The 25,681-nt window shown below is 66.2% G+C and carries 22 protein-coding genes; 6 read left to right on the plus strand and 16 right to left on the minus strand.

All coding sequences use genetic code 11. The features are described from left to right. Nucleotides 1-2: 2 nt before the first annotated feature. Nucleotides 3-821: a hypothetical protein gene (locus M2282_RS09820; protein WP_280808584.1), complete on the plus strand. Its 819-nt coding sequence runs from the start codon at nucleotides 3-5 to the stop codon at nucleotides 819-821. 49 nt (nucleotides 822-870) lie between these two features. Continuing rightward, nucleotides 871-1,728 (plus strand): aldo/keto reductase, encoded by an 858-nt coding sequence (locus tag M2282_RS09825; RefSeq protein ID WP_280808585.1) that lies wholly within the window; start codon nucleotides 871-873, stop codon nucleotides 1,726-1,728. A 7-nt stretch (nucleotides 1,729-1,735) separates the two neighbouring features. Here M2282_RS09825 and M2282_RS09830 read toward each other — a convergent pair whose 3' ends face one another. The 4 genes from M2282_RS09830 to M2282_RS09845 all read right to left on the minus strand — a co-directional run bounded on the left by M2282_RS09830 (nucleotide 1,736) and on the right by M2282_RS09845 (nucleotide 6,457). Next, the gene (locus tag M2282_RS09830; RefSeq protein WP_280808586.1) at nucleotides 1,736-3,232 is read right to left on the minus strand and encodes a nucleobase:cation symporter-2 family protein; all 1,497 of its coding nucleotides are present in this window, start codon (nucleotides 3,230-3,232) and stop codon (nucleotides 1,736-1,738) included. A gap of 153 nt (nucleotides 3,233-3,385) precedes the next feature. Next, nucleotides 3,386-4,150 carry a GntR family transcriptional regulator gene (locus M2282_RS09835; RefSeq protein ID WP_280808587.1) on the minus strand — a complete coding sequence of 255 codons (765 nt, stop codon included), beginning with the start codon at nucleotides 4,148-4,150 and terminating at the stop codon, nucleotides 3,386-3,388. Nucleotides 4,151-4,199: 49 nt separating this feature from the next. Then, on the minus strand, nucleotides 4,200-4,937 hold the full coding sequence (locus tag M2282_RS09840; protein ID WP_280808588.1) for an aspartate/glutamate racemase family protein: 738 nt from the start codon (nucleotides 4,935-4,937) through the stop codon (nucleotides 4,200-4,202). Between the two features lie 26 nt (nucleotides 4,938-4,963). Next, nucleotides 4,964-6,457, minus strand: a complete 1,494-nt coding sequence (locus tag M2282_RS09845) for an NCS1 family nucleobase:cation symporter-1 (RefSeq protein WP_280808589.1) — start codon at nucleotides 6,455-6,457, stop codon at nucleotides 4,964-4,966. Between the two features lie 384 nt (nucleotides 6,458-6,841). Between M2282_RS09845 and M2282_RS09850 the strand changes: the two genes are divergently transcribed. After that, on the plus strand, nucleotides 6,842-8,704 hold the full coding sequence (locus tag M2282_RS09850) for a tannase/feruloyl esterase family alpha/beta hydrolase (protein ID WP_280808590.1): 1,863 nt from the start codon (nucleotides 6,842-6,844) through the stop codon (nucleotides 8,702-8,704). Between the two features lie 56 nt (nucleotides 8,705-8,760). Here M2282_RS09850 and M2282_RS09855 read toward each other — a convergent pair whose 3' ends face one another. Further along, entirely contained in the window at nucleotides 8,761-9,204 is a 444-nt protein-coding gene (locus M2282_RS09855) for a nuclear transport factor 2 family protein (protein WP_280808719.1), read from the minus strand. A 193-nt stretch (nucleotides 9,205-9,397) separates the two neighbouring features. On the opposite strand from M2282_RS09855, the gene M2282_RS09860 reads away from it, so the two are divergent. Further along, on the plus strand, nucleotides 9,398-10,324 hold the full coding sequence (locus M2282_RS09860; protein WP_348541730.1) for a LysR family transcriptional regulator: 927 nt from the start codon (nucleotides 9,398-9,400) through the stop codon (nucleotides 10,322-10,324). A gap of 84 nt (nucleotides 10,325-10,408) precedes the next feature. Here the strand turns inward: M2282_RS09860 and M2282_RS09865 are convergent, their stop codons facing one another. The 11 genes from M2282_RS09865 to ssuD all read right to left on the minus strand — a co-directional run bounded on the left by M2282_RS09865 (nucleotide 10,409) and on the right by ssuD (nucleotide 23,100). Then, nucleotides 10,409-11,281, minus strand: a complete 873-nt coding sequence (locus M2282_RS09865; protein WP_280808592.1) for an amino acid ABC transporter substrate-binding protein — start codon at nucleotides 11,279-11,281, stop codon at nucleotides 10,409-10,411. Between the two features lie 48 nt (nucleotides 11,282-11,329). Next, nucleotides 11,330-11,707: a VOC family protein gene (locus tag M2282_RS09870; RefSeq protein WP_432422889.1), complete on the minus strand. Its 378-nt coding sequence runs from the start codon at nucleotides 11,705-11,707 to the stop codon at nucleotides 11,330-11,332. 285 nt (nucleotides 11,708-11,992) lie between these two features. Further along, nucleotides 11,993-13,426 carry an LLM class flavin-dependent oxidoreductase gene (locus M2282_RS09875; protein ID WP_280808594.1) on the minus strand — a complete coding sequence of 478 codons (1,434 nt, stop codon included), beginning with the start codon at nucleotides 13,424-13,426 and terminating at the stop codon, nucleotides 11,993-11,995. A gap of 17 nt (nucleotides 13,427-13,443) precedes the next feature. Continuing rightward, complete coding sequence (locus M2282_RS09880) at nucleotides 13,444-14,697, minus strand: SfnB family sulfur acquisition oxidoreductase (RefSeq protein ID WP_280808595.1); 1,254 nt, start codon at nucleotides 14,695-14,697, stop codon at nucleotides 13,444-13,446. Between the two features lie 54 nt (nucleotides 14,698-14,751). Continuing rightward, a complete protein-coding gene (locus M2282_RS09885; RefSeq protein ID WP_280808596.1) occupies nucleotides 14,752-16,005 on the minus strand; it encodes an acyl-CoA dehydrogenase family protein in 1,254 nt (417 codons plus the stop codon). After that, complete coding sequence (locus M2282_RS09890) at nucleotides 15,995-17,161, minus strand: ABC transporter ATP-binding protein (RefSeq protein WP_280808597.1); 1,167 nt, start codon at nucleotides 17,159-17,161, stop codon at nucleotides 15,995-15,997. The genes M2282_RS09885 and M2282_RS09890 overlap by 11 nt, the downstream gene beginning before the upstream one ends. Before the next feature lie 31 nt (nucleotides 17,162-17,192). Then, nucleotides 17,193-18,092, minus strand: coding sequence for a carbohydrate ABC transporter permease (locus M2282_RS09895; protein ID WP_280808598.1), 900 nt, complete (start codon nucleotides 18,090-18,092; stop codon nucleotides 17,193-17,195). A gap of 29 nt (nucleotides 18,093-18,121) precedes the next feature. After that, on the minus strand, nucleotides 18,122-19,024 hold the full coding sequence (locus M2282_RS09900; protein WP_280808599.1) for a carbohydrate ABC transporter permease: 903 nt from the start codon (nucleotides 19,022-19,024) through the stop codon (nucleotides 18,122-18,124). Then, nucleotides 19,021-20,403 (minus strand): ABC transporter substrate-binding protein, encoded by a 1,383-nt coding sequence (locus tag M2282_RS09905; RefSeq protein ID WP_280808600.1) that lies wholly within the window; start codon nucleotides 20,401-20,403, stop codon nucleotides 19,021-19,023. Before M2282_RS09905 ends, M2282_RS09900 begins: the two co-directional genes overlap by 4 nt. 346 nt (nucleotides 20,404-20,749) lie before the next feature. Next, nucleotides 20,750-21,940, minus strand: a complete 1,191-nt coding sequence (locus tag M2282_RS09910) for an acyl-CoA dehydrogenase family protein (protein ID WP_280808601.1) — start codon at nucleotides 21,938-21,940, stop codon at nucleotides 20,750-20,752. Continuing rightward, on the minus strand, nucleotides 21,937-23,100 hold the full coding sequence (gene ssuD, locus M2282_RS09915) for an FMNH2-dependent alkanesulfonate monooxygenase (RefSeq protein ID WP_280808602.1): 1,164 nt from the start codon (nucleotides 23,098-23,100) through the stop codon (nucleotides 21,937-21,939). The genes M2282_RS09910 and ssuD overlap by 4 nt, the downstream gene beginning before the upstream one ends. A 311-nt stretch (nucleotides 23,101-23,411) precedes the next feature. On the opposite strand from ssuD, the gene M2282_RS09920 reads away from it, so the two are divergent. Both M2282_RS09920 and M2282_RS09925 read left to right on the plus strand, forming a co-directional pair. Then, nucleotides 23,412-24,539 (plus strand): acyl-CoA dehydrogenase family protein, encoded by a 1,128-nt coding sequence (locus tag M2282_RS09920; RefSeq protein ID WP_280808603.1) that lies wholly within the window; start codon nucleotides 23,412-23,414, stop codon nucleotides 24,537-24,539. Then, nucleotides 24,536-25,672: a sigma-54 interaction domain-containing protein gene (locus tag M2282_RS09925; protein WP_280808604.1), complete on the plus strand. Its 1,137-nt coding sequence runs from the start codon at nucleotides 24,536-24,538 to the stop codon at nucleotides 25,670-25,672. Before M2282_RS09920 ends, M2282_RS09925 begins: the two co-directional genes overlap by 4 nt. The last annotated feature ends 9 nt before the right edge of the window (nucleotides 25,673-25,681 follow it).

Genomic DNA, 25,681 nt, shown 5'->3' on the forward strand with positions numbered 1-25,681 from the left:
AGTTGTCCATCAAAGCTGCTGCGCTGCTAGGGGGCGCACTCGGCATCGCACTTCTCTTGTCCGCCTGCGTCACCCAGCCGCCGCTGACAGCAACCCGACCGGACGAAGCGGCCGTCTCGGCGCCCGCGCTGGGCAGCTACGCCGCAGCCGATGGCCTCGTGCCCGTGGGCCAGACGAAGGTGCGCCTGCGCTACAAGACTTATCCCGAAGGCTATGAGCAGTTGCGCGTCGTGCGCCGCAGTCATACGGGCCAGACCGTCGCGGCGCAGGTGGCGCTCAATGTCGGCCTTGCGGTGGCCCTGGGACGGGTGGGCGGGGTCGGCGCACAGAGTTTCACCAAGGACGATCTGATCGGCGACCCGGTGCCGGAACTGGCGGGGCAGGCGTGGGCCAGCAATCCCGGCATGACGGAACTGCCGCAGGCACTCGGCGAGATCGCCACCCGTGTCTATGCGGCCCGGGCGTGGAAGGAACTGGAGCGGGGCCGCAGCGAGAGCGGATGGACGCGCGAAGACATGGCCGCTGCCGCGCAGTTGCCGGCCGAGGCCGACGCGCCGATCAATGTCGGCGTATGGCGGCTGGTGTACGAGAACCTGTCGGGAGACGACGAGCTGTACCGCCTGCAATTCGGTGCCGGGCTGGCCCTGGCAAGCCTGCGTTTCGGCCTTCCACCGATTCCGGCCACCTGCCTGTACCGGTCCGAGCCGGCGACATGGACAGCCTGGCAAACCAACGACTGGCAACACCTTCGCGACGAACGCGCCAAGGCCCTGGCGTACTGCGTCGATACGCTGGGGCAGACCAAGGGCAGTCTGTGGTGATGGGCTGAACCGGAGCCTTGGCTCGGCCTCGCTCTCGTACCATGGCCGCATGCACACACTCCCACTCCCCACCGGCGGCGAGATACCGGTCCTTGGCCTCGGCACCTGGCGCATGGGCGAGGTGGCCTCGCACCGCGTGGCCGAGGTTGCCGCGATACGCGAAGCCATCGGCCTGGGCTACCGCCTCATCGACACCGCCGAGATGTACGGCGAAGGCGGTGCCGAGACCGTGCTCGGGCAGGCCATCGGCGAGGCGCTGCGCGCGGGCGATGTGCGGCGTGAAGAGCTCTTCATCGTCAGCAAGGTCTACCCGCACAACGCAAGCCGCCGCGGCACGCGCGAGGCCTGCGAGCGCAGCCTCAAGCGCCTGGGGCTCGATGCCATCGACCTGTACCTGCTGCACTGGCGCGGCAGCCATCCATTGAGCGAGACGGTCGAGGCACTGCAGTCGCTGGTCGCGGGCGGGCGCATCGCGCACTGGGGCGTGAGCAACTTCGACACCGACGACATGGAAGAGCTGGATGGCGTCATCGGCAGTGGCCCGGGCTGCGCGGTGAACCAGGTGTACCTGTCGCTCGGCGAACGCGGTCCCGAGTTCAGCCTGCTGCCCTGGCTGCGCGAGCACGGCATGCCGTTGATGGCCTACAGCCCGATCGACCAGGGCGCACTCGCTGAGGACGCGGGGCTTGGAGAGTTGGCAGAACGCCTCGGCGTGACCGCCGCGCAACTCGCGCTGGCCGCGGTGATCGCGCGACCCGGCGTCGTCGCGATTCCGAAGGCGGTGCGCAGCGCGCATCTTCAAGAGAACCTGGCTGCGGCGGGGTTGAAGCTCGATGCGGCAACCCTCGCCGAACTCGACCGCCTGCACCCACCGCCGCGGCGCAAGACGCCGCTGGCGATGATCTGATTTCCCTTTAGTGCGCCTCGGCCTGCTTGGCCGCGGCGATCACGGCCTGCTCGTCGTGCTTCGCACCATTGAGGAACAGGTTCAGCAGCACCGCCGTGATCGACGCCAGCAAGATGCCCGATTCGATCAGCGAGTGGATCGAATGCGGCATCCACTGCTTGAAGTTGGGTGCGATCAGCGGAATCATGCCGACGCCGATAGCCACCGCGACGATCATCGCATTGTGGCGATTCGTCTTGAAGTCCACGCCCGAGAGAATGCGGATGCCGGTGGCGGCCACCATGCCGAACATCACGAGGCCCGCGCCGCCGAGCACCACGGTGGGCAGCGATTCGATCAGCGCGGCCATCTTCGGCAGCAGGCCCAGCACGATCAGGATCACGCCGCCGGCCACGCACACATAGCGGCTCTTGATGCCGGTGACGGCCACCAGGCCCACGTTCTGCGAGAAGCTGGTGTACGGAAAGGTGTTGAATATGCCCCCGATCAGCGTGCCCAGGCCGTCGGTGCGCAGGCCCTTGGCCAGGTCTTTCTGCGTGATCTTGCGGTCGGTCATTTCGCCGAGCGCGAGGAACATGCCGGTCGATTCGATCATCACCACAATCATGATCAGCGTCATCGTGAGGATCAGGATCGGGTCGAACTGCGGCATGCCGAAGTGAAAGGGCAGCACGACGTCGACCCACGCGGCCTTGCCGACTTTCTCGTAGGTCATGAGGCCGGTGATCGACGCCACCACCGCGCCGATCACGATGCCCAGCAGCACCGAGATGTTGGCGATGAAGCCCTTGGCGTACTTGACGATCAGCAGGATCGACACCAGCACCAGCGCGGCCACGCCGAAGCCCGAGAGGTCCGCGTACTTGGGGTTGGGCACGGTGGGCATGATCGCGAAGCCCTTGGGCACCGCTGGAATCGAACTGCCCGGCGAGGTGACTTCGGCGAGCCACTTGGCATACACCGGGTCGACCAGCGCGGGCGCCGTCGGGCCCACGGGATTGCCGAAGATCCAGTTGATGCCCACGCGCATCAGGCTGATGCCGATGACCGCGATGATGGTGCCCGTGACCACCGGCGGAAAGAACCGCAGCATGCGGCTCACGAGCGGCGCGATGAGGATCGACACCACGCCCGCGCCGATGATCGCGCCGAACAGCAACTGCGCGCCGTTCTGCCCGGGGTTGGCATTGGCGATCGCCACCATCGGTGCGACCGATGCGAAGGTCACGCCCATCATCACTGGCAACTTGATGCCGAAGAACTGCGTGGCGCCCAGCGCCTGGATGAGCGTGGCGATGCCGCAGCAAAAGAGGTCGGCCGAGATCAGCAGCGCGACTTCATCGGGCGACAGCTTGAGCGCGCGGCCGACGATGAGCGGCACCGCGACGGCGCCCGCGTACATCACCAGCACATGCTGCAGGCCGAGGGCCGCGAGCTTGCCCGAGGGCAGGCGCTGGTCCACGGGGTGGACTGTCTGAACAGAGGAAGAGGTCTCGGCCGTCATCGTGTATCTCCTGGCGCAGCAAGGGGAGAGAAGGCGCGGACGGCGCATCGTTTCGCGGCGTCCACAAAGTGTGTACGCGAAACTGTATACAATTTATGCGTCAATACGGATGCAGGAAAACCCGCACCGCATGCCGCTATCTGCGGCTATTTTTCACGCAAGCAGTGCCTTGACCAGGTCGAGTTGCCGGTCGGGCTTGTCGGTGCCCAGTTCGAGGCTGGCCTCGATGCGTTCGAGGTGTTCGGTCATGCAGGCCACGGCGCCTTCCACGTCGCCCTTTCGGCAGATGCGAAGGAAATCCGAATGCTCGTCGGACGAGCAGTGCGGATCGTTCGACGAGTGATAGAGCATCGCGATCAGCGAGCTGCGCGCCACCAGTTCGCGCACCAGTTCGGCCAGCGTGTGGTTGCCCGCGGCCTCGGCCAGCGCCACGTGGAAGTCGCCCAGCACCTTCTCACGCACCGTGCCCATGGTGGGGCTCTGGCGCAGCGCCGCGCGTTCGAACTTGATGTGCTGCTCCAGCACCTGGTAGTCGCGCGGCCGCGCGTTGGCGATGAACATGCGCACCACCTCGCTCTCGAGGATGCGGCGCACCGCGAACACCTCGCGCGCCTCCTGCACGGTCGGCTGGCAGACGAAGGCGCCCTTGTCGGGAATCATCTCGATGAGCTTGTCCTTCGACAGCATCAAGAGCGCCGCGCGCACCTTGGTGCGGCTCACCGAATAGACGCGGCCCAGCGCCTCTTCGCGCAGCCAGGTGCCAGGCGGCAGGCGCTTCTCGACGATGGCGGTGGCGATGTCCTGGGCGATGCGCTCGATGGAGCTTCCCTTGCCAACGGCTGCACCGTTCTCGGCCGGAGTGGCGATGGTGTCGGTCGGGGCGGGGGAGGCGATGGTTTTGGTGCTGGCGCGGGGCATGCGGAGATTGTGGCTCAGCGTTCAATGCCTTCGCCCACGCCGGCCTGCATCACCCGGCGAGCGTGAAGCCTTCGAGCGCGCCCTTCATGGTCTTGGGCAGCGGATGGGCCAGCTCGCCGCGCTTGCTGGTCTTGAGCTTCAAGGTGACCAGCGATTCGATGAGCTTGGTGCCCGCGGCCACGCCGTCGATCACCGGCACGCCGAGCAACTCGCTGATGTGCTCGCACAGGTCGGTCATGCCGGCGCAGCCGAGCACGATGCAGTCGGAGCCGTCTTCTTCCAGCGCGCGGCGGCATTCTTCGACGATGCGCTCGCGCGCGTTGGAGCCCGGCTCTTCGAGCTCGAGCACCGGCAGTTCGCAAGCGCGCACGTTGGCGCAGAAGCGTTCCATGCCGTAGATCTCGGCCAGGTGCCAGGCCTGGCCCATCGTGCGGCCCAGCGTGGTGACCACGCTGAAGCGGCTGCCGATCATGCTGGCCAGGTGCATCGCAGCCTCGGCGATGCCCACCACCGGACCAAGCGCCAGTTCGCGTGCGGCCTTCAGGCCCGGGTCGCCGAAGCAGGCGATCACGTAGCCGTCGATGCCGTCGCGCTCGCCCGCGGCGATCTCCTGCAAGAGGCCGGGCACGGCCAGCGCCTCGTCGTAGTGGCTCTCGATGGAAACCGGCCCCATGGCCGGACTGACCGCAACGATCTCCGTGCCGGCGTGCGCCACCGCGCGGGCGCAGGCGCCGATCTTCTCGGTCATGCTCCAGGTGGTGTTGGGATTGATGATCTTGATGCGCACGGCGCGTCCCTTTCGATGTCGGTGTTTCAAGTCTTGTTGTTGCGGTTCAGGAGCACGTAGAGCACGAAGCCCAGGCCCATGCCGATGAACCATGCATAGTTCGCGCCACCGCGCAGCGCCGGCACCATCACGCAGAGGATGGGCACGAGGGCCGACGGCACCAGCGCCTGGATCGCCTTCGGGTTGTAGCCGTTGCTGTACCAGTACTTGCCCTGCTTGCTCATGGTGTAGAGCGCGTCCACGTCGATCTGCTGCTTGCGCACGATGTAATAGTCGGCAATCAAAATGCCGAACAGTGGCCCGATGAACGAGCCCAGCACGTCGAGCGTGTAGTGGATGACCTCGGGGCTGTTGTACAGGTTCCAGGGCGTCAGAAAGATCGAGCCCACCGCGGCGATCATGCCGCCCGTGCGCCAGCTGATGTGCTGCGGCGCCACGTTCGAGAAGTCGAAGGCCGGCGAGACGAAGTTGGCGACGATGTTGATGCCGATGGTCGCGATCATGAAGGTCAGTGCGCCCAGCACGACGGCCGTGGTGCTGTCGATCTTGCCCACGGTGTGCACCGGATCGGTGATGAGTTCACCGAACACGGGCAGCGTCGCGGCCGTGGTGATCACGGTCAGCAGCGAGAAGAACACGAAGTTGATGGGCAGGCCCCAGAAGTTGCCCTTTTTCACCGCGTCGAAGCTCTTGCCGTAGCGCGAGAAGTCGCCGAAGTTGAGCATCGGGCCGCTGAAGTAGCTCACCACCAGCGCGATGGCCGAGAGCATCACCGGCAGCGCGTCCCAGCCCTGGAACTTGATGCCGCCCAGGTTCAGGTCGATCTTGCTCCAGCCCGCCTTCCACACCAGCCAGCCGCACAGCACGGCCATCACCACGTACACGGCAGGGCCGGCCCAATCGATGAACTTGCGGATGGCTTCCATGCCGTGCCAGAACACGAAGGCCTGCAGCACCCACATGACCATGAACGCCACCCAGCCGAGCGTCGAGAGGCCCACGAACCCGTGCGTGGCCACGTCGGCATACGGCGCGAGGTTCGGGAACATGTGCAGCGCGAGCACCATGAAGGCCGCCGACGCAAGGTAGGTCTGCACGCCGTACCAGGCCACCGCGATCAGCCCGCGGATGATGGCCGGGATGTTCGCGCCCAGCACGCCGAAGGGCGCGCGGCACACCACGGGGTAGGGCACGCCCGTCACCTGGCTCGGCTTGGCCACCAGGTTGCAGAAGAACTGCACGATCACGATGCCCACCAGCAGCGATACCAGCACCTGCCAGCTCGACAGGCCGAGCGCGAACAGGCTGCCGGCCGTGATGTAGCCGCCCACGCTGTGCACGTCGGACATCCAGAACGCAAAGATGTTGTATTGCCCCCAGGTCTGTTTCTTGAGCGGGGCGAGGTCCTCGTTGGTCAGGCGCGGGTCGTAGCCGGGCTTGATGAGGGCGTTCGATTCCGCGTGCGGCGCGATGCCGGCTTCGCTGGCCCCCGCGGGGGCGTGGCTGACGACTGTGCTCATGGTCTTTTCCTCGTGCAAGGGTTGGGGAGCTAAAGCCCGTTTTTGACGCAAATATCGCGCCACTTATAGAGTGCGTTATTTGTATACAAAAATTGAACCCAATCAAGACCATTCGAGGAATCTTATATCCGTAGATTCCCTCATTCGCGCTGGCGGGGCGGCACCCATGTGCACTATATTTCCGAGCACTGGTGGTGAGAAAGATCGGATCTGGGGTGCTTTGGGGCGTGGCTTCTCTCAAAGCCACTGCACGGCGTATTCCCTAGCGGTGGGATAACCCGTACAAATGACGCTCGCGGTGGATGCCTAATAGTTCATGTTGCATGCCAGTGCCGGAGAAAACGTGCACTTTTTTGCATCTCATCCACCACTTGAAGGAGACACATGAAAACCCATCAGCCCTTGGCAGTTTCCGCGATCGTTGCAGCCGTTCTCGCCAGCGGGTGCGGTGGCGGCAGCAACAACAACACACTGCCTTTCATCGGATTCGGCAATCCGCCTGTCGCCACGGTGCCGCCCCCCTCAGGCCCTGCGGCGCTGACGTGCGATGACACGCTCAAGGCCAATTTCAAGCCGGACGCCAGTACGAGCGTTGTTGCGGTCAAGTCATTCAAGAAGGGAGACGCTCTTCTCCTGGGTGGCGCGGCGACGGCGGCAACGCCGGTGGCTGCGAACGACGTCTGCATGGTCAAGCTCAATGTGGGGCCTGGAAACCCCGGACCCGAGGGCGCGCCTTCGACGTCGCCCGGCATCGGCATCGAGATCTGGCTGCCATCGAAAGCCGCTTGGAACTCGCGCGTTCATGCGTTGGGAGGCGGTGGCTGGCAAGGAGGCGTCGCCGGCAGCGCGACAGCGATTGCGAGCAACGACGCGGCCAACGTGGCTGGCAAGGAAGGCGCCGTCTCGTCGACCACGGATACCGGCCATTCTTCGCTCGCGGGCGGCTCATTCGCAATGAACCCAGATGGCACCATCAACAAGACCTTGTGGACCGACTTTGCCAGCCGAGGCATTCATGAACAGGCCGTCAAGACGAAAGCGCTGGCAGCGGCCTACTACGGAACGCCGGCAAGGTACGCCTACTGGGACGGGGGCTCGACGGGTGGACGCCAGGGCCTGAACCTGGCGCAGAACAACCCCACCGACTTCGACGGCATCGTCGCCAACTATCCCGCCATCAACTGGACGAGGTTCATCACCGCGGAGCTGTATCCGCAGATCGTCTTCCAGCGCGACCTGGGTGGTGTTGCACCGACGCAGGCCCAGCAGGATCTGGTTTCCAACGCCGCCGTTGCCGCATGCGATGTGGTGGGCGGCCAGCACCTGGGCTATGTGCTCGACCCCGCGTCTTGCACGTACGACCCGACGACGGATCCCACGGTTCTCTGCACGTCCGACGGAGGAACGAACGGCACGAGCGCGTGCGTCACGAAGGCACAAGCCACAGCCATCAACAAGGTCTGGTACGGCATGACGGCCGACGGCTCGGCGCCATCGCCGGCGAGCGACAACGGCTGGTCCGCGGCGTCGTCCTCCACGCTGCTTGGCTCCGCAAACCAGCGCTGGTACGGACAGAGCCGCGGCACTTCGCTGTACGCCACCATGTTCGCTGCCTTTGGCTTGAACGGCCTGGCCAGCCCGAACGGTGCATTCCCCATTGCGTCCGACCAGGTGGCGCTCGAGTTGCAGAACTCGACCATCGGCGATCCTTCGTTCGTGAATGCAACCGGCAACGGCCAATCGCTCTGGAAGCAGCTGGGCTACGCGCAGTTGAGCAATGCCTATGACCGCGGCGTGACGCTGCAGCCGCAGTTCGGAAACATCAACACGGACAACCCGGACCTCTCCGCATTCAAGAATCGCGGCGGCAAGATGCTGACCTGGCATGGTCTGGCCGACGAACTCATCATGCCGCAGGGGACAGTCAACTACTACAACAGCGTGGTCGCCAGGAACGGCGGGTTGAGCGATGTCCAAGGCTTCTATCGGCTCTATCTGGTGCCAGGTGCTGGCCATGGCAATCCGAACGGAACGTCCAACCCGACGGCGGAGGTTCCTTACTTCACGCCGACCCAGTTCTACGACGCACTGACGGCGTGGGTGGAAAAAGGCACCGCCCCGGATGCCCTGACCCTGCAGACCCTTGGCGGTGCCGCAACGAAAACCCGTCCCATCTGCGTGTACCCGAAGAAGATTACCTACACCAGCGGCGTCATCGGTTCAGCGGCGAGCTACACCTGCTCGTAGTTGCGGCGGCGGTCGAGCAACTGTCACGCCGTAAGGACTGGATACGCTGGTCTCGCTCAGGGCGCGACGTGCGTGTGAAAGATCTTGCTGATCACAGTCCATTTGCCTTCGACCTTGAGCAGATGGAAGAAATCGGTGAAGCAGAAACCGGAGACGTCGTTGGTGTCGATGCGAGCACTTGCGGCGGTTCCGGCGATGTCGATGCGGACAATGGCACTTCGAGCTTCAGGCGATGGACGGAAATCCTTGTCGATACCGTCGAACAGGTTCTGGATGGCTCCGCCTGAAAGCTTGTTGTCGACGCCCACGCTGAACATGGTGGCCTGCTCGCTGAAAGCAGGCTTCATGAGGCTGCTCCTGGCCTGTTTGCAGCCTTCGTTGTACTTGCTCAGCACTTCGACGATGGCGTTGTATTCCGGGACGTAGGTAGGCTTGTTCATGCTTTCACTTTCGTTTGAGATTGGAGATTCGAGGATCGCGATCGTCAGCGCGAGCGGCACGATCAAAGCCGGGCACTCGATCGATCGCAGTTCCCTGACGACGATGGCAAAGTCTATGAACCTGGAACGTCAAGGAAAAGCAATATAAATTCGTGCTTGGCACTCAAAAAATCGATGAATGAATGCCATCGGATTGGCGGCATTTCGTCGATGTTTGTTTGACCCGACGATCGATATTTGCGATGCTCGCCCGGTGATCAGCGAACTCAAGACCTTCATCGCGGTGTGCAAGCACGGCACCTTTGCCGCAGCGGGAGACCGCATCGGACTCACCCAGTCCGCGGTGAGCAGCCAGATCAAGCGGCTCGAAGAGGCGCTGGGTTTCGAACTGTTCGATCGAACAGGGCGCTCCGCCACCTTGAACGTCGCGGGGCAGACGACCTTGCCGCGCGTGGAAGAGATCTGTGCGTTGTTCGCAAAGCTTGGAGAGCTTCCCCAAGACAGTGCCACCAGCGGATTGCTGCGAATAGGTTCGATCGCCTCGGCGCAACCCACGTTGCTGGCGCGTGCGCTCCAGAGGCTGCGCAAAGCCTTTCCGCTGGTGCGCATCCACGTGTCGCCCGGTGTGTCGATGCGTTTGATGGACGACCTTGACGCCGGCAAGATCGATGCGGCGGTGATCATCCGTCCCCCTTTCGGCATGCCTTCCGATCTGACGTGGCAAGCGCTCATGCACGAGCCTTATGTGCTTGTCGTACCCAAGGCGATGCCCGCGACGAGGGACTGGCGCGCACTGATCCAGGCGCAACCGTTCCTGCGCTATGACAGGGCTTCATTCGGCGGGCGGATGGTCGAGGGCTTTCTTCGCCGCGAGGGACTCTCGGTCAACGATGCGATCGAGATCGATGAGATCCCCGGATTGATCCACCTTGCCTCCAAGGGGTTGGGCGTTGCGCTTGTTCCCCTGGTCGAGGCGCATCTTCCCCTGCCCGCAGGGGTGCGCGTGGTTTCGCTGGGGGAGTTCACCTTCTACAGGGAGATCGGCCTGCTTCAACGCAAGCCAAGGGCCAGCCCACCGATCGTGGCTCATTTTGCCCAGCACCTGCGCGATGCAGCCGAAGCAAAGATCAGCAATCCGCTCGTGCAGAAACTTCGTCGCGCAACGGCATCGGGGCGGTAGCGCACGCCGTAGAGCGGGCTCTTGATCGGGCCATCCGGCCGAGCACATGCCGGATCGTCCGTGGCCTTCGCGCGATGGTCAGACTCAGCGTGCCTCGTAAGCCTCCAGTGGCTTGTCCGACGGAGCGGCCCATGCGGCCCTGGTCATCGCGTTTGCCGGCAACCCTACCTTCGAACCACTTGGAGGGATCGGCTGCATGAACCACTTGTCGTAGAGGCGCGCGACCTCGCCGCTCTTGGCGAGCGCCAGAATGCTGTCGTCGACGACCTTCTTGAATGCCGGATCGCCCTTGCGGAACATGATTGCGATGGGCTCCACGCTCAGAACCTGATCCAGCAGCTTGTACTTCTCGGGCTCCTTGCTCTTGGAGATCAACGTCGCCAGGATCTGGCCGTCTGCGACGAATCCCTCGGCGCGGCCGCTTTCAAGAAGCAGGAAACCTTCGCTGTTGTCCTTGGACAGCACCTCGGAGACGCCGGTCACGCCGTCGCGCCCGAGCTTTCGCAGCGCCTGCACGGACGTGCTGCCGGTGGTGGCCGCCACCGTCTTGCCAGCCAACTGCGTGGAGGATGCGATGCCCGAATTCGCCTTGACGGCGATTCGGATGCCCTCGACATACAAGGTGGGCGCGAATGCAACGTCCTTCTGCCGCGCGGCATTGTTGGTCGTCGTTCCGCACTCGATGTCCACGGTGCCGTTCTGGACCAGGGGCATCCGATTCTGTGGCGTCACGAGCTGGTACTTCACATCGATCCTGTCGAGTTGCGCCGCTTTCCTGATGTCGGCAATGACCCGCTCGCAGATCTCGACATGAAAGCCCGTGTACTTTCCGGGCCCGAGCGTGAATGACATGGCGCCCGAGGCATCGCGGACGCCCATCGTGATGGAGCTCGACTCCTTGATCTTGCCCAAGGTTTCGGACTGGGCCGCAGCCGAGGCGCAGACGACGACCAGCATGGCCGCAAGTGCCACGGCCTTGATTTTGCTCTTGATCATGGCGGTCTTTCAGCGTGCGAACAGCGAGCTCAGGTCCGCGAAGGACTTCATCTCGATGGCATTGCCAGAGGGGTCCAGGAAGAACATCGTCGCCTGCTCGCCCGCCTCGCCCTTGAAGCGGATGTAGGGTTCGATGACGAACTGGGTCTGGCGCGCCACCAGCTTGTCGGCCATGAGCTGCCACTGGTCCATGGGAATGATCGCGCCGAAATGGCGTACCGGCACGTCGTGGCCGTCGACGGCACTGCTCTGGCGGTGGCCGCATTCGTCGGGTGCCAGGTGGGCCACGATCTGATGGCCGTAGAAATCGAAATCGACCCATTCCGGCGCGCTGCGACCTTCCGGGCAGCCGAGCAGTTCGCCGTAGAACGCCCGGGCTTCGGCGATGTCGCGGACGGGAAACGCCAGGTGGAATGGAATGCGGGTCGTTGCGGTGGACATGGAAAATTCCCATCGGGAGAGTTGCAATGGGCGCAACTTTAAGGATGGTTATCGATGATCGAAAGTGATTTATTTAGCTGCTGAGCAGCATGAAAATCGATCGATCAAAAAGGCCGGAGCGCGCCTGATCGGCCTGCGTCGCCTCATGCTTTCTTGCTGGCATCGATCGAGGCCCCGGCAACACCGGGCGCCCGATCGGCTCCCTCATTCCCGCGATGCCCACGCCGACGGCTACACCTGCACCAGCTCGGGCGGCGTGACGGCACCGTTCCGCCTGCCGGCCAACGCCTGCTCGCGCTTGACGCGTTCGATGTCGCGGTAGGCGTGCGCAGGATGACTCGGCGGCAGCAGCGGCCCCTGCCCGAAGAGCTTCTCGCGCAGCGTTCCCGGCGTGTAGGCGGTGGGGTACACGCCGCGGCGCTGCAGCTCGGGCACCAGATGCGTCACCACGTCCTCGAAGGTCTCGTGCGCCACCGCATAGGCCAGGTTGAAGCCGTCCACATCGGTCTCTTCCACCCACTGCTGCAGGATGTCGGCCACCGTGCTGGCGGAGCCGACGAACACCGGCCCCATTCCGCCCACGCCGCCCCACACGGCCAGTTCCTCGATGGTCCAGGCCTTGTCGCCGCCGGCCAGGTGCTCGACGGCCGAGACGATGGCGTTGGTCTCCACACGCCGCACCAGGTCGGTCGGCGCGTACTGCCCGAAATCGATGCCGGTCCAGCCCGACATGAACACCAGCGCGCCGTCGTAGGACACGTAGCGCTTGTAGTCCTCGAACTTGGCCTCGGCCTTGGCGTCGGTCTCGTCCACGATCACCGTGACGAGGTTGTAGATCAGGATCTTCCGCGCATCGCGTCCCGCCGCCGCGGCTTGCTCGCGCACCTCGCGCACGTAGTTCTTCAACGTGGATTGCAGGGGCGCCGCCACGAAGACGCACTCCGCATGCTGGGCCGCGAATGCCTTGCCCGAGCCCGATGCACCCGCCTGGTAGAGCACCGGGGTGCGCTGCGGCGAGGGCTCGCACAGGTGATACCCGGGCACCTCGAAGTACTCGCCCTTGTGGCCGATCTCATGGATCTTCTCGGGGTGGGCGAAGATGCCGGTGCGCCGGTCGCGCACCACGGCATCGCTCTCCCAGCTGCCCTCGAAGAGCTTGTAGAGCACCTGCACGTATTCCTGCGCGACCTCGTAGCGGTTCTCGTGCTTGCGCAGGCCGCCCTGGCCGATGTTCTTCGCGCCACTTTCAAGATAGGAGGTGACGATGTTCCAGCCCAGGCGACCCTTGGTGTGGTGATCGGCCGTGGAGAGCCGCCGCGCGAAGGTGTAGGGATGCTCGAACGAGGTCGACGCCGTGATGCCGATGCCCAGGTGCTCGGTCACCATGGCGATGGGCGCCGCCAGTTGCAGCGGATCGTTCACCGGGATCTGCGCCGCCTGCTGCAGCGCGTGGTAGTTGCCGCCCTTGTACACGTCGTAGTAGCCAATGACATCCGCGATGAAGATGCCGTCGAAGATGCCCTTCTCCAGCACCTTCGCCAGGTCGGTCCAGTAGCGCAGGTCCTTGTACTCCCAGGAACGGTCGCGCGGGTGCGCCCATAGTCCGGGGGACTGGTGCGCCACGCAGTTCATCTCGAAGGCGTTGAAGCGGATGGCCTTGGTCATGGCGGTGGTCTTTTCTTTCAGCTCCAGGCGTGACGCGGCAGGTGCACACCGTTGAGCTGGTAGTTGCCCAGGTGATAGAACTTCCAGCGCACCGGATCGTGCAGCGTGTGCACACGCGCGTTGCGCCAGTGGCGGTCGAGGTTGTGTTCCGCCAGCGTGGAACGGGTGCCCGCCAGCTCGAAGAGCTTGTTGGAGGCGTTGATGGCCACCTCGGTCGTCAGCACCTTGGCCTCGGCTGTGGCCAGGGTGGCGGCGTTGACGGCTCCCTCTTCGGGGTCGGCCAGCGCCCGGTCGATGGCGCGGCCCGCGCGCTCCAGCAAGGCCTCGGCGGCGTGCAGGCGCAGCGTCAGGTCGCCGATCGCGCTGATGATGAAGGGGTCCTCGGCCGCGGTCTCCTTGCCGCTGTCGATCCACGGACGGCTGCGGGTGCGCACGAAAGCGATGGTTTCCGCGATGGCGGCAGCGGCAATGCCCGCATCGATGGCGGCCTGGATGATCTGCGAGATCGCGCCGGCCGCGGTGGGCCGGTCGAACGCGGCCACGGGCAAGAGGCGGCTGCGCGGCACGCGCACATCGGCGATCTGTATGGAGCCCGATGCGGTGGTGCGCTGGCCGAAGCTCGACCAGTCGTTGTGCACCGTGAGGCCCGGCGCATCGCGTTCGGCAAAGGCCAGATAGCCCTTGCCCTCCACCGGGTCCACCGCCACGATGGGCACGATGTGCGAGAGCAGCGCACCGGTGGTGTAGAACTTCTGCCCGTTGATCACCACGTCGTCGCCGTCGAACACCAGGGTGGTTTCGAACGCGGCCACGTTCTTGCTGTTCTTCTCGGAGAAGGCATTGCCGAAGCGGATGCCCTTGAGCACCAGCCCGAACAGCTCTTCCTTCTGCGCGGGTGTGCCGTCGAGGTCGATGTGGCCGACAAGCGCCAGGTGGTTCTGCGTGATCTGGGCAATGCTCGAGTCACCCTCCGCCACGATGCGGATCACGTCCGCCAGCGTGGCGAAGGACACGCCCGCGCCGCCGTAGGCCTTGGGCACGGTGATGCCCCACAGGCCGCTTTGCGAGTAGGCGTCCAGTTCGGCCAACGGCAGCAGCCCGTCGCGGTCGCGCAGCGCCGATTCGGCCCCGAACTCGGCGGCCAGACGCCGGGCCACGGACACGGCCTCGGCATCGTCGCGAATCACATGGGCGGGTTGGGCAGGACGCGGACGCGGCGCAAAGGGCTCGGAGGTGTTGACGCGGGGACGGTCCAGGGTGGCGGTGGTCATGGTGAACTCCAGAAAAATGGGAAAGAACGGGCTGACGGGAGAAAGCGATGCAGATCAATCCTTGCGGCCGGGGCCGCTGCCGATCTGCCACACGTAGGGCGGCTCGGTGCCGTTCACGCTCCAGTCGCCCACGATGCGGGCCTTGTAGACGATGGGGTTGTGCGAGGACACCGTGCGTGCGTTGCGCCAGTGGCGGTCCAGCGCCTTGGAAGTGCTCGCGGCCGAAGCACCGAGTGCATTGAAAAGGTCGGAGCCCGCGCGCAGCACCAGCTCGGACACCACGATCTGGCCCTGCGCCGATTCGATCTCGGCATCGATGTTGGCTTGCCGCTCCGCCGCCTCGTCGCCGTGCAGGCGCGCCTCGTAGGCGCGCTGGGCCGGCAGCGTCGCGCGCAGCGCCGTGGCCTCCGCGGCATAGGCCAGCGCCGAGATCTGGCCCGCCACCTGGAGGATCTGCGCGTCCTGGCTCACGTGCTGTGCGTTGCCGTTGCTGTAGATGCGCTGGCGGTTGCGCACCTCGTGCCCCACGTCGCGCTCGATGGCGCGGCCGATGCCCGCCAGCGTGGCCAGGTGGAACAGCTGGTAGAAGGCCGTCTGGTACTTGAAGCGCGTCTCGAACGGAAAGACGTTCTCCTCGTCGATGTGGGCGTTCTCGTACACCGAGGTGCCGCTGCCGGTGGTGCGCTGGCCGAAGCCGTCCCAGTCGTCGTGCTGCACCACGCCCGGCTGGTGGGTGCTCACGGCGGCGGTCACGTCGGCATCGTTGTCGGCGCGGCGCGCATACAGGTCTACCCAGTCGGCAAAGATGCTGCCGGTGCTGTAGAACTTGCGGCCGTTGGCCACCCAGCGGCCGTCCTTTTGCGAGATGCGCGTGCCCACGTCGCCGATGGCCACCGCGCCCACCTCGGACCACGCATTGCCCACCAGCTCGCCCTTCACGAAGCGGCGCAGCCACACGTCGCGCGCCTCGCCGGGCGGCGCGTTGAGGCGGTCCTCCACGAACGCGAAGTGCCCGCGCAGCGCCTGCGGCACGTTCGAATCCGCCTCTGCGAGTTCGATCAGCAACTGGAACAGCTGCGGAATGGATGCGCCGCCGCCGCCGTGTTCCACCGGCACGCGCACGGCGCCGAAGCCGGCCTGCTTGAGCCAGGTGATCGGTTCGAAGGGCAGTACGCGATTGCGCTCGCGCTCCAGCGCCGTCTCGGCGATGCGCTTGAAAACGGGCCGGAACTTCTCTGCCAGCGCGGGATAGTCGAAGGGTGTCTCTGCCGCGGTGCGCGGGGAGGCGAGGGTGGTTTCAGTGGTCATGGCGATGCGGGGTCCTTGCTGCCTTGGTTGAGATGGAGCCTGCGTTGCCGTCCCGGATCGCCGGCTGCAGACGTGCTCCCGATTCCGGGTCGAACAAATGGGCGTGGAAGGGATTCCAGGTCAACGTCACGTCCTCGCCAGCCGTGGCGCGGTGGCGTCCGGCAAGCCGCGCCACCCAGGGCCGGGCATCGAACGCGCCCGCCACGGTGCCGTGCAGTTCCGTGACGGAACCGAGATAGTCGATGGCGGACACCTCCAGCCGAAGCTGCGGCGCACCGGCCGGCAAGGGGGCCTCGCCGGTGTGCAGCACGAGGTGTTCGGGCCGCACGCCCAGGCGCACCGCGTCGTCGTGCCGCCCCGCCGAGCCGGGCGGCGCCGGGAGGCGCAGGCCCTCGCCCAGCGACAGCTGGCCTTGCGCCCACCGGCCATCGATCAGGTTCATCGGCGGCGAGCCGATGAAGCGCGCCACGAACTCGTTGGCGGGCTCGTCGTAGAGCGCCAACGGGTCGCCCACCTGTTCGATGCGCCCGGCGCGCAGCACCGCGATGCGGTCGGCCATGGTCATCGCCTCTTCCTGGTCGTGCGTGACGTAGACGGTGGTGGTGCCCAGCTGCCGCTGCAGCGCGCGGATCTCGGCGCGCATCTGCACGCGCAACTGCGCATCCAGGTTGGACAGGGGCTCGTCGAACAGGAACGCCCTGGGCTCGCGCACCATGGCGCGGCCCATCGCCACCCGCTGGCGCTGGCCGCCCGAGAGCTCGCGCGGATAGCGGTCCAGGTAGTCGCCCAGGTGCAGCGCGGCCGAAGCCTTGGCGATGCGCTGGGCGATCAGCGTTTCGCCCTGGCGTTGCTCGCGCAGGCCGAAGGCCATGTTGTCGCGCGCCGTCATGTGCGGATAGAGCGCATAGCTCTGGAACACCATGGCCAGGCGCCGCTGTTGCGGCGGCAGATGGTCGGCCGCTTCGCCGTCGAACGCGATGCTGCCGCCGTCTGTTGTTTCCAGCCCGGCAATGGCGCGCAGCAGCGTCGACTTGCCGCAGCCCGACGGGCCGACCAGCACGACGAACTCGCCTTCGCCGATGCCCAGGTGGACATCGCGCAGCACGGGCGTGCTGCCGTACTTCTTGGACAGGCCGGTGATCTGTATGTGAGACATGGAATTCGAATGAAGAAGATGCAGCAGCCGTTCAGCGGCCGGCCCCCAGGCCGCCGATCAGGTGCTTCTGGAATGCCAGCGCCACCAGGTACACCGGCGCAATGCCGACCAGCGAGGCCGCGGCCATCTGCCCGAAGTTCACGACCCGCTCGCCCTGGAAGAGCGAGATCGCGACGGTGATGGTGCGGATGTCCGGCCGGCTGTTGAGCACCGAGGCGAGCAGGAACTCGTTGTAGGTCAGGATCAGGCAGATCAGTCCCGTGGAGACGAGGCCGGGCCACAGCAGCGGCAAGTTCACGCGCCACAGCGTTCGCCAGTAGCCCACGCCATCGAGCCAGGCGGCTTCGTCCAGCGCCACGGGCACCTGCTTGAAGAAGCTGCGCAGCAGCCAGAACGCGACCGGCACGTTCATCAGGCCTTCCACCAGGCCCAGTCCGAAGAGGCTGTTGTTGAGCCCCGCGTGGCGCATCATGAAGAACAGCGGCAGCAGCGCCACCACGGGCGGCGCCACGTAGCTCGACAGCAGCGCGCCGGCCAGCGCGGGCCCGCGCCGCAGCTTGACCACCGCATAGGTCGCCGGCACCGCGACCACCAGCGTCACGGCCACGCTCACCAGCGCCACCGCGAGCGAATTGAGAAGATTCCAGTGCAGCGGCGCGATCTCGAACACCCTGGACCAGTTGGCCAGCGTGGGCGCCTGGGGCAGGAAGTGGCCCGACAGCACCTCGTCCCGCGTCTTGAACGAGGTTGCGGCCAGGAAGGCGATCGGCAGCAGGCAGAAGAGCAGCACCGATGCAAGCGCGAGTCGCAGCGCTGTCTTGCGCAGCCACTCGCGCACTGGGACTGCAGGCCTGGTCCGGCCCCGGTTGCTCGCACGCGTTGTCGCCGGGACGGTGACGACTGGCGCGGTGGATGCGTTGGCTATGGTCATGTCGCTGTTCGTATCGATGTGCGAACGGGCTAGCCCGTGCGCCGCTCCACCCGCGCCAGGGTCCGGAGAATCGGCCATGTCACCCAGGCCACCAGCAGGCAGAAGACCAGCGTCTGCGCGGCCGCCTGCCCGATGTCGAAGTTCTGCAACCCCGACTTCCAGACTTCGTAGCTCGCCAGCGTGGTGGCGCGCCCCGGCCCGCCGGCGGTGAGGATGTAGACCAGGTCGAAGGTCTTGAGCGACATCACCACCCGCAGCAGGAAGATGCCCACCAGCGCGGGCGCCAGCAGGGGCAGCGTGATCTTGATGAAGATCCGCCGCGGGCTCGCGCCATCGAGCGCGGCCGCCTCGTACACGTCGGAAGGCAGGGCTTGCAACGCGGCCACGCACAGCACCACCACGAAGGGCAGCCACTGCCAGCTGTCCGCCAGCATCACCGCCGGCAGGGCCCATGTCGAGGAGCCCAGCAGCGACACCGGCTCGTGCACCCATCCCAGGCGCAGCAAGGTGCCGTTGAGCAGGCCGCCTGCCGGCGCCAGCAGCAGCTTCCAGGCCACACCGACGAGCACCGGCGGTGTCATCAGCGGCAGCAGGATCAGGCTGTAGGCCCAGCGCCCCTGCCGCAGCGCCTGCAGCAGCAATGCGATCGCCAGGCCGAGCACCAGCTGGAGCAGGCAGGCCGGCACCGCATACAGCACGGTGCGCAGCAATGTGAATGCGAAGTCGGAGGTCTGCGCAAGCGGCGCAAAGTTGCGCCAGCCCGCCCACGCGGTCAACGGCTGGCCCAGCGTGGATTTCGTGAACGCGAGAGCCAGCGTGTAGAGCCCAGGCACGATGCACACCAGCGCGAGGCCGATGGCCGCGGGCGTCAGCATCCAGCGCGGTGCCGTGCGTTGCCACTTTCCCTGCGATGACTGCAGCGTCAGGCTCATGCGTCGAGCAGTTGCACCCAGCTCGCCTGCGCCGCCTCCAGCGCCTCACGCGGCTTCTTCTTGCCCGAGACGATCAGCGCGAGCTGCTCGGTCAGCGCGTCCATCAGCTTGGGGCTTTGGGCCTGCAGCGGCCAGGCCAGCGCATTGCCGATGGCGGCCTTCAGTTCGGGCTGCAGCGTGGGCGCCGCCTTGATGTAGTCGGGATGGTTCAGCACCGAGGTGCGGTTGGGGTCGATGCCGCTGCCCGGCAGCACATCCTGCTGGAGCGAGATGTTCTTGCTCGTCGCCCATTTGACGAACTCCCAGGCCAGCTCCGTCTTCCTGGTGCCGGCCGTGATGCCCAGGCCGAAGCCCGCATTCAAGGCGGCGCGCGGTGTCTTGTTTTCACCGCCGACTGGCAACTGCACCAGCGCCCACTTGTCCACGATCTTCGACGAGGCGGGGTCCTGCGCGGTGACGCCCAGGTCGGTCCAGAAATCGATCATGGCCGCCTTGCCCGACAGGAAGGCGGGCAGCGCATGCTCGAACGCCGTTTCCGCGGGCGTGGGCAAGGCATAGGGCACGATGCGCGCGAGCTCTTCCGCTGCCGCGATGGCCTGCGGACTGGTCAAGGCGGGCTTGCCATCGGGCGTGAAGAAGCTGCCGCCAAAGCCGGCCAGCCGGTTCGCATACGACGAGCCCACGATCACCGGGATCTTGAAGCCCTGCACCACAGCGCCGTAGATGCCGTTGGCGGACTCTTTCTCGGTGATGAGGCGGGCCGCGTTGTAGTAGTCGTCCCAGGTCCTGGGCGCCGTCAATCCGTGCCGCGCGAAGATCTCCGTGTTGTAGAACAGCACGTGCGTATCGCCGTCATAGGGCAGGCCCCAGCGGCGGCCGTTGCGCAGCGTGTAGGTGTCGTAGAGCGACGGCAGGAAGTCGCCGGGCTCGATCTGCGCGGTGTCGCGGGCGATCCAGTCGGTGACGTCCACGACCACCTTGTCGGCCACCAGTGCGCCGAGCGTGTGATAGAAATAATCGATGACGTCGAACTGGTTGGCGCCCGACTGGACATCGAGCGTGGCCTGCGCATGCAGCTGGTCGTAGGGCACCGGCGTCACGGTCACCTTGGCACCCGTGAGCGCTTCGAACTCCTGCGCCAGCAGCTTGCCCGCCAGCGCATGCGGCTGGTTGAACAGCAGGTTCAGCGACTGGCCCGCATATTTTTTCTCGCCGGCGGCGGCAGGGGCCGAGGCAACGGGCGGCGGCGATGCGGGTGCCTTGGCGTCCTCCTTGCCGCAAGCGGCCAACGTGCCCGCGGCGCCCATCGCGGCCGCAGTGCCCAGGAACCGGCGGCGGCTCAGGGCCGGCGTGGCAACGACTTTCAGATCTCGACGCATGTTGATATGACCTTTGTTTGGAAGCTGCGAGCAATTCGCCGCATGCTTGATATAAGCGAATGGCGTGCCACTCCCTTTTCCCTTATGAATCAATGAGTTAGAGCGAAATGGCCATGGCGGCGGATGTTGGGGCGGCAGCAAGCTGCGGACGGGTTGCTGATGGGCCAGCAGCGCTGAGGCCATAGCTGTTTGAAGCAGATCGGTATGCGGCCATCGAATGAATGCGAGGCAGCAACCGGGACGAAGAACTGCTTCTTGTGCAGCAGCCGATGCGCGCGCCTGAAAGCACGAAGGGCCTGCAACGCGAGGTCGCAGGCCCTTGCCCTTGGCGATGGCAGGCGAAGGTTCAGGAATAGAAGCTCGGCTGCGGCAAGCGCGCATTGAGCGCCCAGTCGCCGAGCTCGCGCAGCTTGTAGTCCACCGGATCGTGCAGCGTGTGCACGCGCAGGTTGCGCCAGTAGCGGTCCAGGCGCAGCGCGGCGGTGGTGGCGCGCGCGCCCGTCACCTCGAACATGCGGTGCGCCACCTCGAGGCTCGCGCGCGTGCTCGCAACCTTGGCTGCGGCGACGGCAACGGCCACCTGTCCGCGCTCCTGTTCATCGAGCGAGGTGCCGCGCAGCCAGGCCTGGTCGAATGCCGCCGCTGCCTGGTCGAGCAGCATGCGTGCGCCCTGCAGCGCGAGCCAGAAGTCGCCGTAGTGCGTGAGCACGTACGGGTCTTCGTTCGCGGCCGATGCGGTCGAGAAGAGCCAGGGCCGTCCCTGCTGCAGCGTGAACGCCTTCGCCTCGGCGAGCGCACCCTCGCCGAGGCCGAGGTAGATGTTCGAGAGGATCAATTGCGCCAGCAGCGGCCGCAGGCAGGCGAAGGGCGTGGATAGCGGGCCGGGGTCCAGCAGCAACTCGCCCGTCGCCACGGGCACGTGCTCGAACAGCACGCTGCCGCTGTCGGTCTGGCGCTGGCCCATGTTGTCCCAGTCGCCCAGCACCGTGATGCCCGCGCGCCGCGTGGGCACGACGCCGATCAGCAGGCGCTCGTTTGCATCGAGCGCGGAGGCGAGCAGCATGTCCGAGTCGCTCGCGCCGGAGCAGAAACTCTTGCGGCCCGAGAACACGTACCCGCCATCGACCGCTTCGGCGCGCGTGGACTTGTCCAGCGGGTTCAGCGCATTGCCCCAGAACCAGCGCTGCGTTCGGGTCTGCTCGATCCACGGCTGCCACTGCGCGCGCTGCGCGAAGAGCTGCGTGGTCGCGAGCAGCAAGTGATGAAAGGCGAACAGATGCGCCACCGAACTGTCGACGCGCGCAAAGCCGCGCACCACGTCGAGCGTCTGCTGCCAGCTCGCACCGAGCCCGCCGAACTCCGTCGGCACGCTGAGCATCAGGAGGCCGCTGTCGCGCAGCAGGTCGCGCTCGGCCTTGGGCGTGCCGCCGCGCTGGTCGCGCTCGACGGCGGTCTCCGCCAGCGCCTCTGCAACGCGCTGTGCAGTGGCATGCCAGGGCACGACTTCATCGCCGGCCTCCGCGGAGAAATGCTTCATGCGGCGGCCTTCTCGCGCACCGCGGCATTCGACGATGGCGGCACGATGTCGTTGGCGATGACTTCGCCGAAAGGACCGGTGATGTTCGCCTGCCCCGCCGGGCGCACATGGTCCAGCGGCAGCAGCGGGAACAGCAATTCGGCCACGCGGTAAGCCTCTTCGAGATGCGGGTAGCCCGAGAAGATGAAGGTCTCCACGCCGAGCGCCGCGTACTCCTTGATGCGCGCCGCCACCTCCTCGGGGCTGCCCACGAGCGCCGTGCCTGCGCCGCCGCGCACCAGGCCCACGCCGGCCCACAGGTTGGGCGACACCTCGAGCTTGTCGCGCCGCCCGCCGTGCAACGCCGCCATGCGCTGCTGGCCCACCGAGTCGAAGCGCGAGAAGGCCTTCTGCGCCGCGGCGATGGTGTCGTCGGTCACATAGGAGATGAGTTCGTCGGCCGCGCGCCAGGCTGCCTCGCTGGTCTCGCGCACGATCACATGCAGCCGGATGCCGAAGCGCAGCGTGCGGCCGTGCTTCGCGGCTGCGGCGCGCGCTTTTGCGATCTTGTCGGCCACGTCCGCCGGCGGTTCGCCCCAGGTGAGGTACACGTCGACCTGTTCGCCTGCGAGTTCAATGGCCGCCTCCGACGAGCCGCCGAACCACAGCGGCGGATACGGTTTCTGCACCGGCGGATAGAGCGTCTTCGCGTTTTCCACGCGCAGGTGCTTGCCCGAGAAATTGACCGTCTCGCCCGCCGCCACGCCGCGCCAGATGCGCAGGAACTCGTCGGTCACTTCATAGCGCTCGGCGTGCGTGAGAAAACTGCCGTCGCCGTGCTGCTCGTCGGGGTCGCCACCGGTCACCACGTTGATGAGAAGGCGCCCATCGGAGAAACGGTCGAGTGTTGCGGCCTGCCGTGCCGAGACCGTCGGCGAAATGATGCCGGGGCGTATGGCCACCAGGAACTTGAGCCGCTCGGTCTGCGCCGCGAGCGAGGAGGCCACCACCCATGAGTCTTCGCAGGAGCGCCCTGTGGGAATCAGCACGCCTTCGTAGCCCAGTTCGTCGGCGGCCTGCGCCACTTGCCGCAGGTATCGATGGCTCACCGTGCGCGCGCCGCGCGAGGTGCCGAGGTAGCGGCTGTCGCCGTGCGTGGGGAGGAACCAGAAAAGTTGCATGGGGCGATTCAGCAGTTAGCGTGCCAGTCGCGCCGCCCCCGGGAGCGCCGCGATGCACGCGGTTTTTTGCTGCTGGAGCAGCAGCCCGGCACCACATCTGCTGAAAGCCGCGCATCCGGTGGGGCGCACTGCTGCCATGGAAGCAAACCAAGGATCGATATACGGATCGCATCGTTGGCCGGGCCCTTCTTCGCCCCGAACATGCTGCTGAACCAGCAACCCTGCTGCCTGCACATCACCGAAGGTCTCTTGTGGGTTCCGTTCTTTCCATTCCGGTTTCCGAATCTCCCCGCGACATTGCGCACGCGCTCATGCAGCGCTTTGCGGCGACGGCGGTGGAGCGCGACGAGCGCGGCGGCACGCCGAAGGCCGAGCGCGATGCCCTGCGCGACAGCGGCCTGCTGGCCCTGAGCATTCCGCACGAATTCGGCGGCCACGGCGCGGACTGGCGCGAGACGCTCGACGTCGTGCGCCTGCTCGCGCAGGCCGACAGTTCGATCGCGCATGTGTTCGGCTTTCACCACCTGATGCTGGCCACGGTGCGCCTGTTCGCGCGGCCCGCGCAATGGCAGCCGTGGTTCGAGCAGACCGCGCGCCGCCGCTGGTTCTGGGGCAATGCGCTCAACCCGCTGGACGACCGCACGGTGTCGAGCGCGCGCGAGGGCTGGCGGGAGTTCACTGGCCAGAAGAGCTTCTGCTCGGGCGCGCTCGACTCCGAGATGCTGATCGCCTCGGCGCGCGAGGCGGACGGCGGCGCGTTCATCGTCGCGGCCGTGCCCACCGGCCGCTCGGGCATCTTCGTCGCGCCCGACTGGAACAACATCGGCCAGCGCCAGACCGACAGCGGCAGCGTGACCTTCGAGAAAGTGCGCGTGGAGCAGCACGAGGTGCTGGCCGACCCGGGCCCGCTGTCCACGCCCTTCGCATGCCTGCGGCCGCTGGTGTCGCAGCTGGTGCTGGCCAACATCTACCTGGGCATCGCCGAGGCGGCCTTCAACGATGCGCGGCACTACACGCTGCACGAGTCGCGCCCCTGGCATGCGGCCAGGGTGGCGCAGATGCACGACGACCCGTACGTGCTGGGCCACTACGGCGACTTCTGGGTGGGCCTGGAGAGCGTGCGCGTGCTGGCCGACCGCGCGGCCGACCGGCTCGATGCGGCCTGGCGGCGCGGCCCCGCACTCAAGGAAGACGAACGCGGCGAGGTCGCCGTGGCCGTGGCCACCGCCAAGGTGGCCGCCACGAACACCGGGCTGGACATCTGTACGCGCATGTTCGATGTGGCCGGCGCGCGCGCCACGCACGGCGGCCTGCGGCTGGACCGCCACTGGCGCAACCTGCGCACCCAGACCCTGCACGACCCGGTGGCCTACAAGCTGCGCGAGCTCGGCGAATGGGCCCTCAAGCAGCAACTCCCCGTACCGACCTTCTATTCATGAACGCCTTCCACCACCCACTGGCCGTGCTGCCGCCTACCGATGCTTCCACCGCATCGGAGGACGACTGGGACGCGCCCACGCTGCTCACCCTGCCCAACCCGCGCAAGCTGACCACCTCGATCCGCGCCACGGCCCAGGTGTTCCAGGACCCGCGCTCGGCGGCGCTGCTCGAGCGCGTGCGCATGGTGGCGCCCAGCGATGCCAACGTCCTCATCATCGGAGAGACCGGCACCGGCAAGGAACTGATCGCGCGGCATGTGCACGACCTCAGCCGCCGCAGCGGCAAGCCCTTCGTGGCCGTGAACTGCGGCGCCTTTTCCGAGAACCTGGTCGAGAGCGAACTCTTCGGCCACGAGAAAGGCGCGTTCACCGGCGCCTTCTCGGCCAAGACGGGCTGGTTCGAGGCGGCCAACGGCGGCACGCTGTTCCTGGACGAGATCGGCGACCTGCCGCTGTCGATCCAGGTCAAGCTCCTGCGCGTGCTGCAGGAGCGCGAGGTGGTGCGCCTGGGTTCGCGCAAGAGCGTGCCCATCGACGTGCGCGTGGTGGCCGCCACCAACGTGCGGCTGCAGGATGCGGTGGCGGCCGGCCACTTCCGCGAAGACCTGTTCTACCGCCTGCACGTGGTGCACCTGGCGCTGCCCACGCTGCGGGAGCGCCCCGGCGACATTCTTCCGCTGGCGCGGCATTTCATCGAGGAATATCGCCAGCGGCTGGGCTACGGCCCGGTGCGCCTGGATGCCGGTGCCGAGCACAAGCTCGCCGAGTACGGCTGGCCCGGCAACATCCGCGAACTGGAGAACGTGATCCACCATGCGCTGCTGATATCCCAGCACGGCGTGATAGGCGTGGAGCACCTGCATCTGTCGTCGCTGAACATCCAGCGGCGCTCGCCGGAGAACAGCGAACCCCGCGGTTCCGCCACGCCGCGGCAGGCGCTCGAAGGCGTGCTGCGCGACCTCTTCAACGAGCCGAGCGAGCAGCTGTTCGAAGAGATCGAGGAAACCGTGATGCGGGCCGCCTTCGAGTTCTGCCACCGCAACCAGGTGCAGGCCGCCAAGCTCTTGGGCATCAGCCGCAACGTGCTGCGCTCGCGGCTCATCAAGAGCCGGGAGATCTCGGCGCTGAAGTAGCTGCGGGCG

This window comes from Variovorax boronicumulans (assembly GCF_029892485.1).
In the GTDB taxonomy this organism is placed as follows: domain Bacteria; phylum Pseudomonadota; class Gammaproteobacteria; order Burkholderiales; family Burkholderiaceae_C; genus Variovorax; species Variovorax boronicumulans_B.

Bases quoted from the DNA above. Each gene is read 5' to 3' on its own strand.
- M2282_RS09910 (WP_280808601.1), bottom strand. From the start codon at position 21,940: ATGAAGCATTTCTCCGCGGAGGCCGGCGATGAAGTCGTGCCCTGGCAT.
- M2282_RS09925 (WP_280808604.1), top strand. From the start codon at position 24,536: ATGAACGCCTTCCACCACCCACTGGCCGTGCTGCCGCCTACCGATGCT.
- M2282_RS09880 (WP_280808595.1), bottom strand. From the start codon at position 14,697: ATGACCACCGCCACCCTGGACCGTCCCCGCGTCAACACCTCCGAGCCC.
- M2282_RS09890 (WP_280808597.1), bottom strand. From the start codon at position 17,161: ATGTCTCACATACAGATCACCGGCCTGTCCAAGAAGTACGGCAGCACG.
- ssuD (WP_280808602.1), bottom strand. From the start codon at position 23,100: ATGCAACTTTTCTGGTTCCTCCCCACGCACGGCGACAGCCGCTACCTC.
- M2282_RS09825 (WP_280808585.1), top strand. From the start codon at position 871: ATGCACACACTCCCACTCCCCACCGGCGGCGAGATACCGGTCCTTGGC.
- M2282_RS09875 (WP_280808594.1), bottom strand. From the start codon at position 13,426: ATGACCAAGGCCATCCGCTTCAACGCCTTCGAGATGAACTGCGTGGCG.
- M2282_RS09895 (WP_280808598.1), bottom strand. From the start codon at position 18,092: ATGACCATAGCCAACGCATCCACCGCGCCAGTCGTCACCGTCCCGGCG.
- M2282_RS09885 (WP_280808596.1), bottom strand. From the start codon at position 16,005: ATGACCACTGAAACCACCCTCGCCTCCCCGCGCACCGCGGCAGAGACA.
- M2282_RS09850 (WP_280808590.1), top strand. From the start codon at position 6,842: ATGAAAACCCATCAGCCCTTGGCAGTTTCCGCGATCGTTGCAGCCGTT.
- M2282_RS09865 (WP_280808592.1), bottom strand. From the start codon at position 11,281: ATGCTGGTCGTCGTCTGCGCCTCGGCTGCGGCCCAGTCCGAAACCTTG.
- M2282_RS09900 (WP_280808599.1), bottom strand. From the start codon at position 19,024: ATGAGCCTGACGCTGCAGTCATCGCAGGGAAAGTGGCAACGCACGGCA.
- M2282_RS09905 (WP_280808600.1), bottom strand. From the start codon at position 20,403: ATGCGTCGAGATCTGAAAGTCGTTGCCACGCCGGCCCTGAGCCGCCGC.
- M2282_RS09920 (WP_280808603.1), top strand. From the start codon at position 23,412: ATGCAGCGCTTTGCGGCGACGGCGGTGGAGCGCGACGAGCGCGGCGGC.
- M2282_RS09830 (WP_280808586.1), bottom strand. From the start codon at position 3,232: ATGACGGCCGAGACCTCTTCCTCTGTTCAGACAGTCCACCCCGTGGAC.
- M2282_RS09845 (WP_280808589.1), bottom strand. From the start codon at position 6,457: ATGAGCACAGTCGTCAGCCACGCCCCCGCGGGGGCCAGCGAAGCCGGC.
- M2282_RS09835 (WP_280808587.1), bottom strand. From the start codon at position 4,150: ATGCCCCGCGCCAGCACCAAAACCATCGCCTCCCCCGCCCCGACCGAC.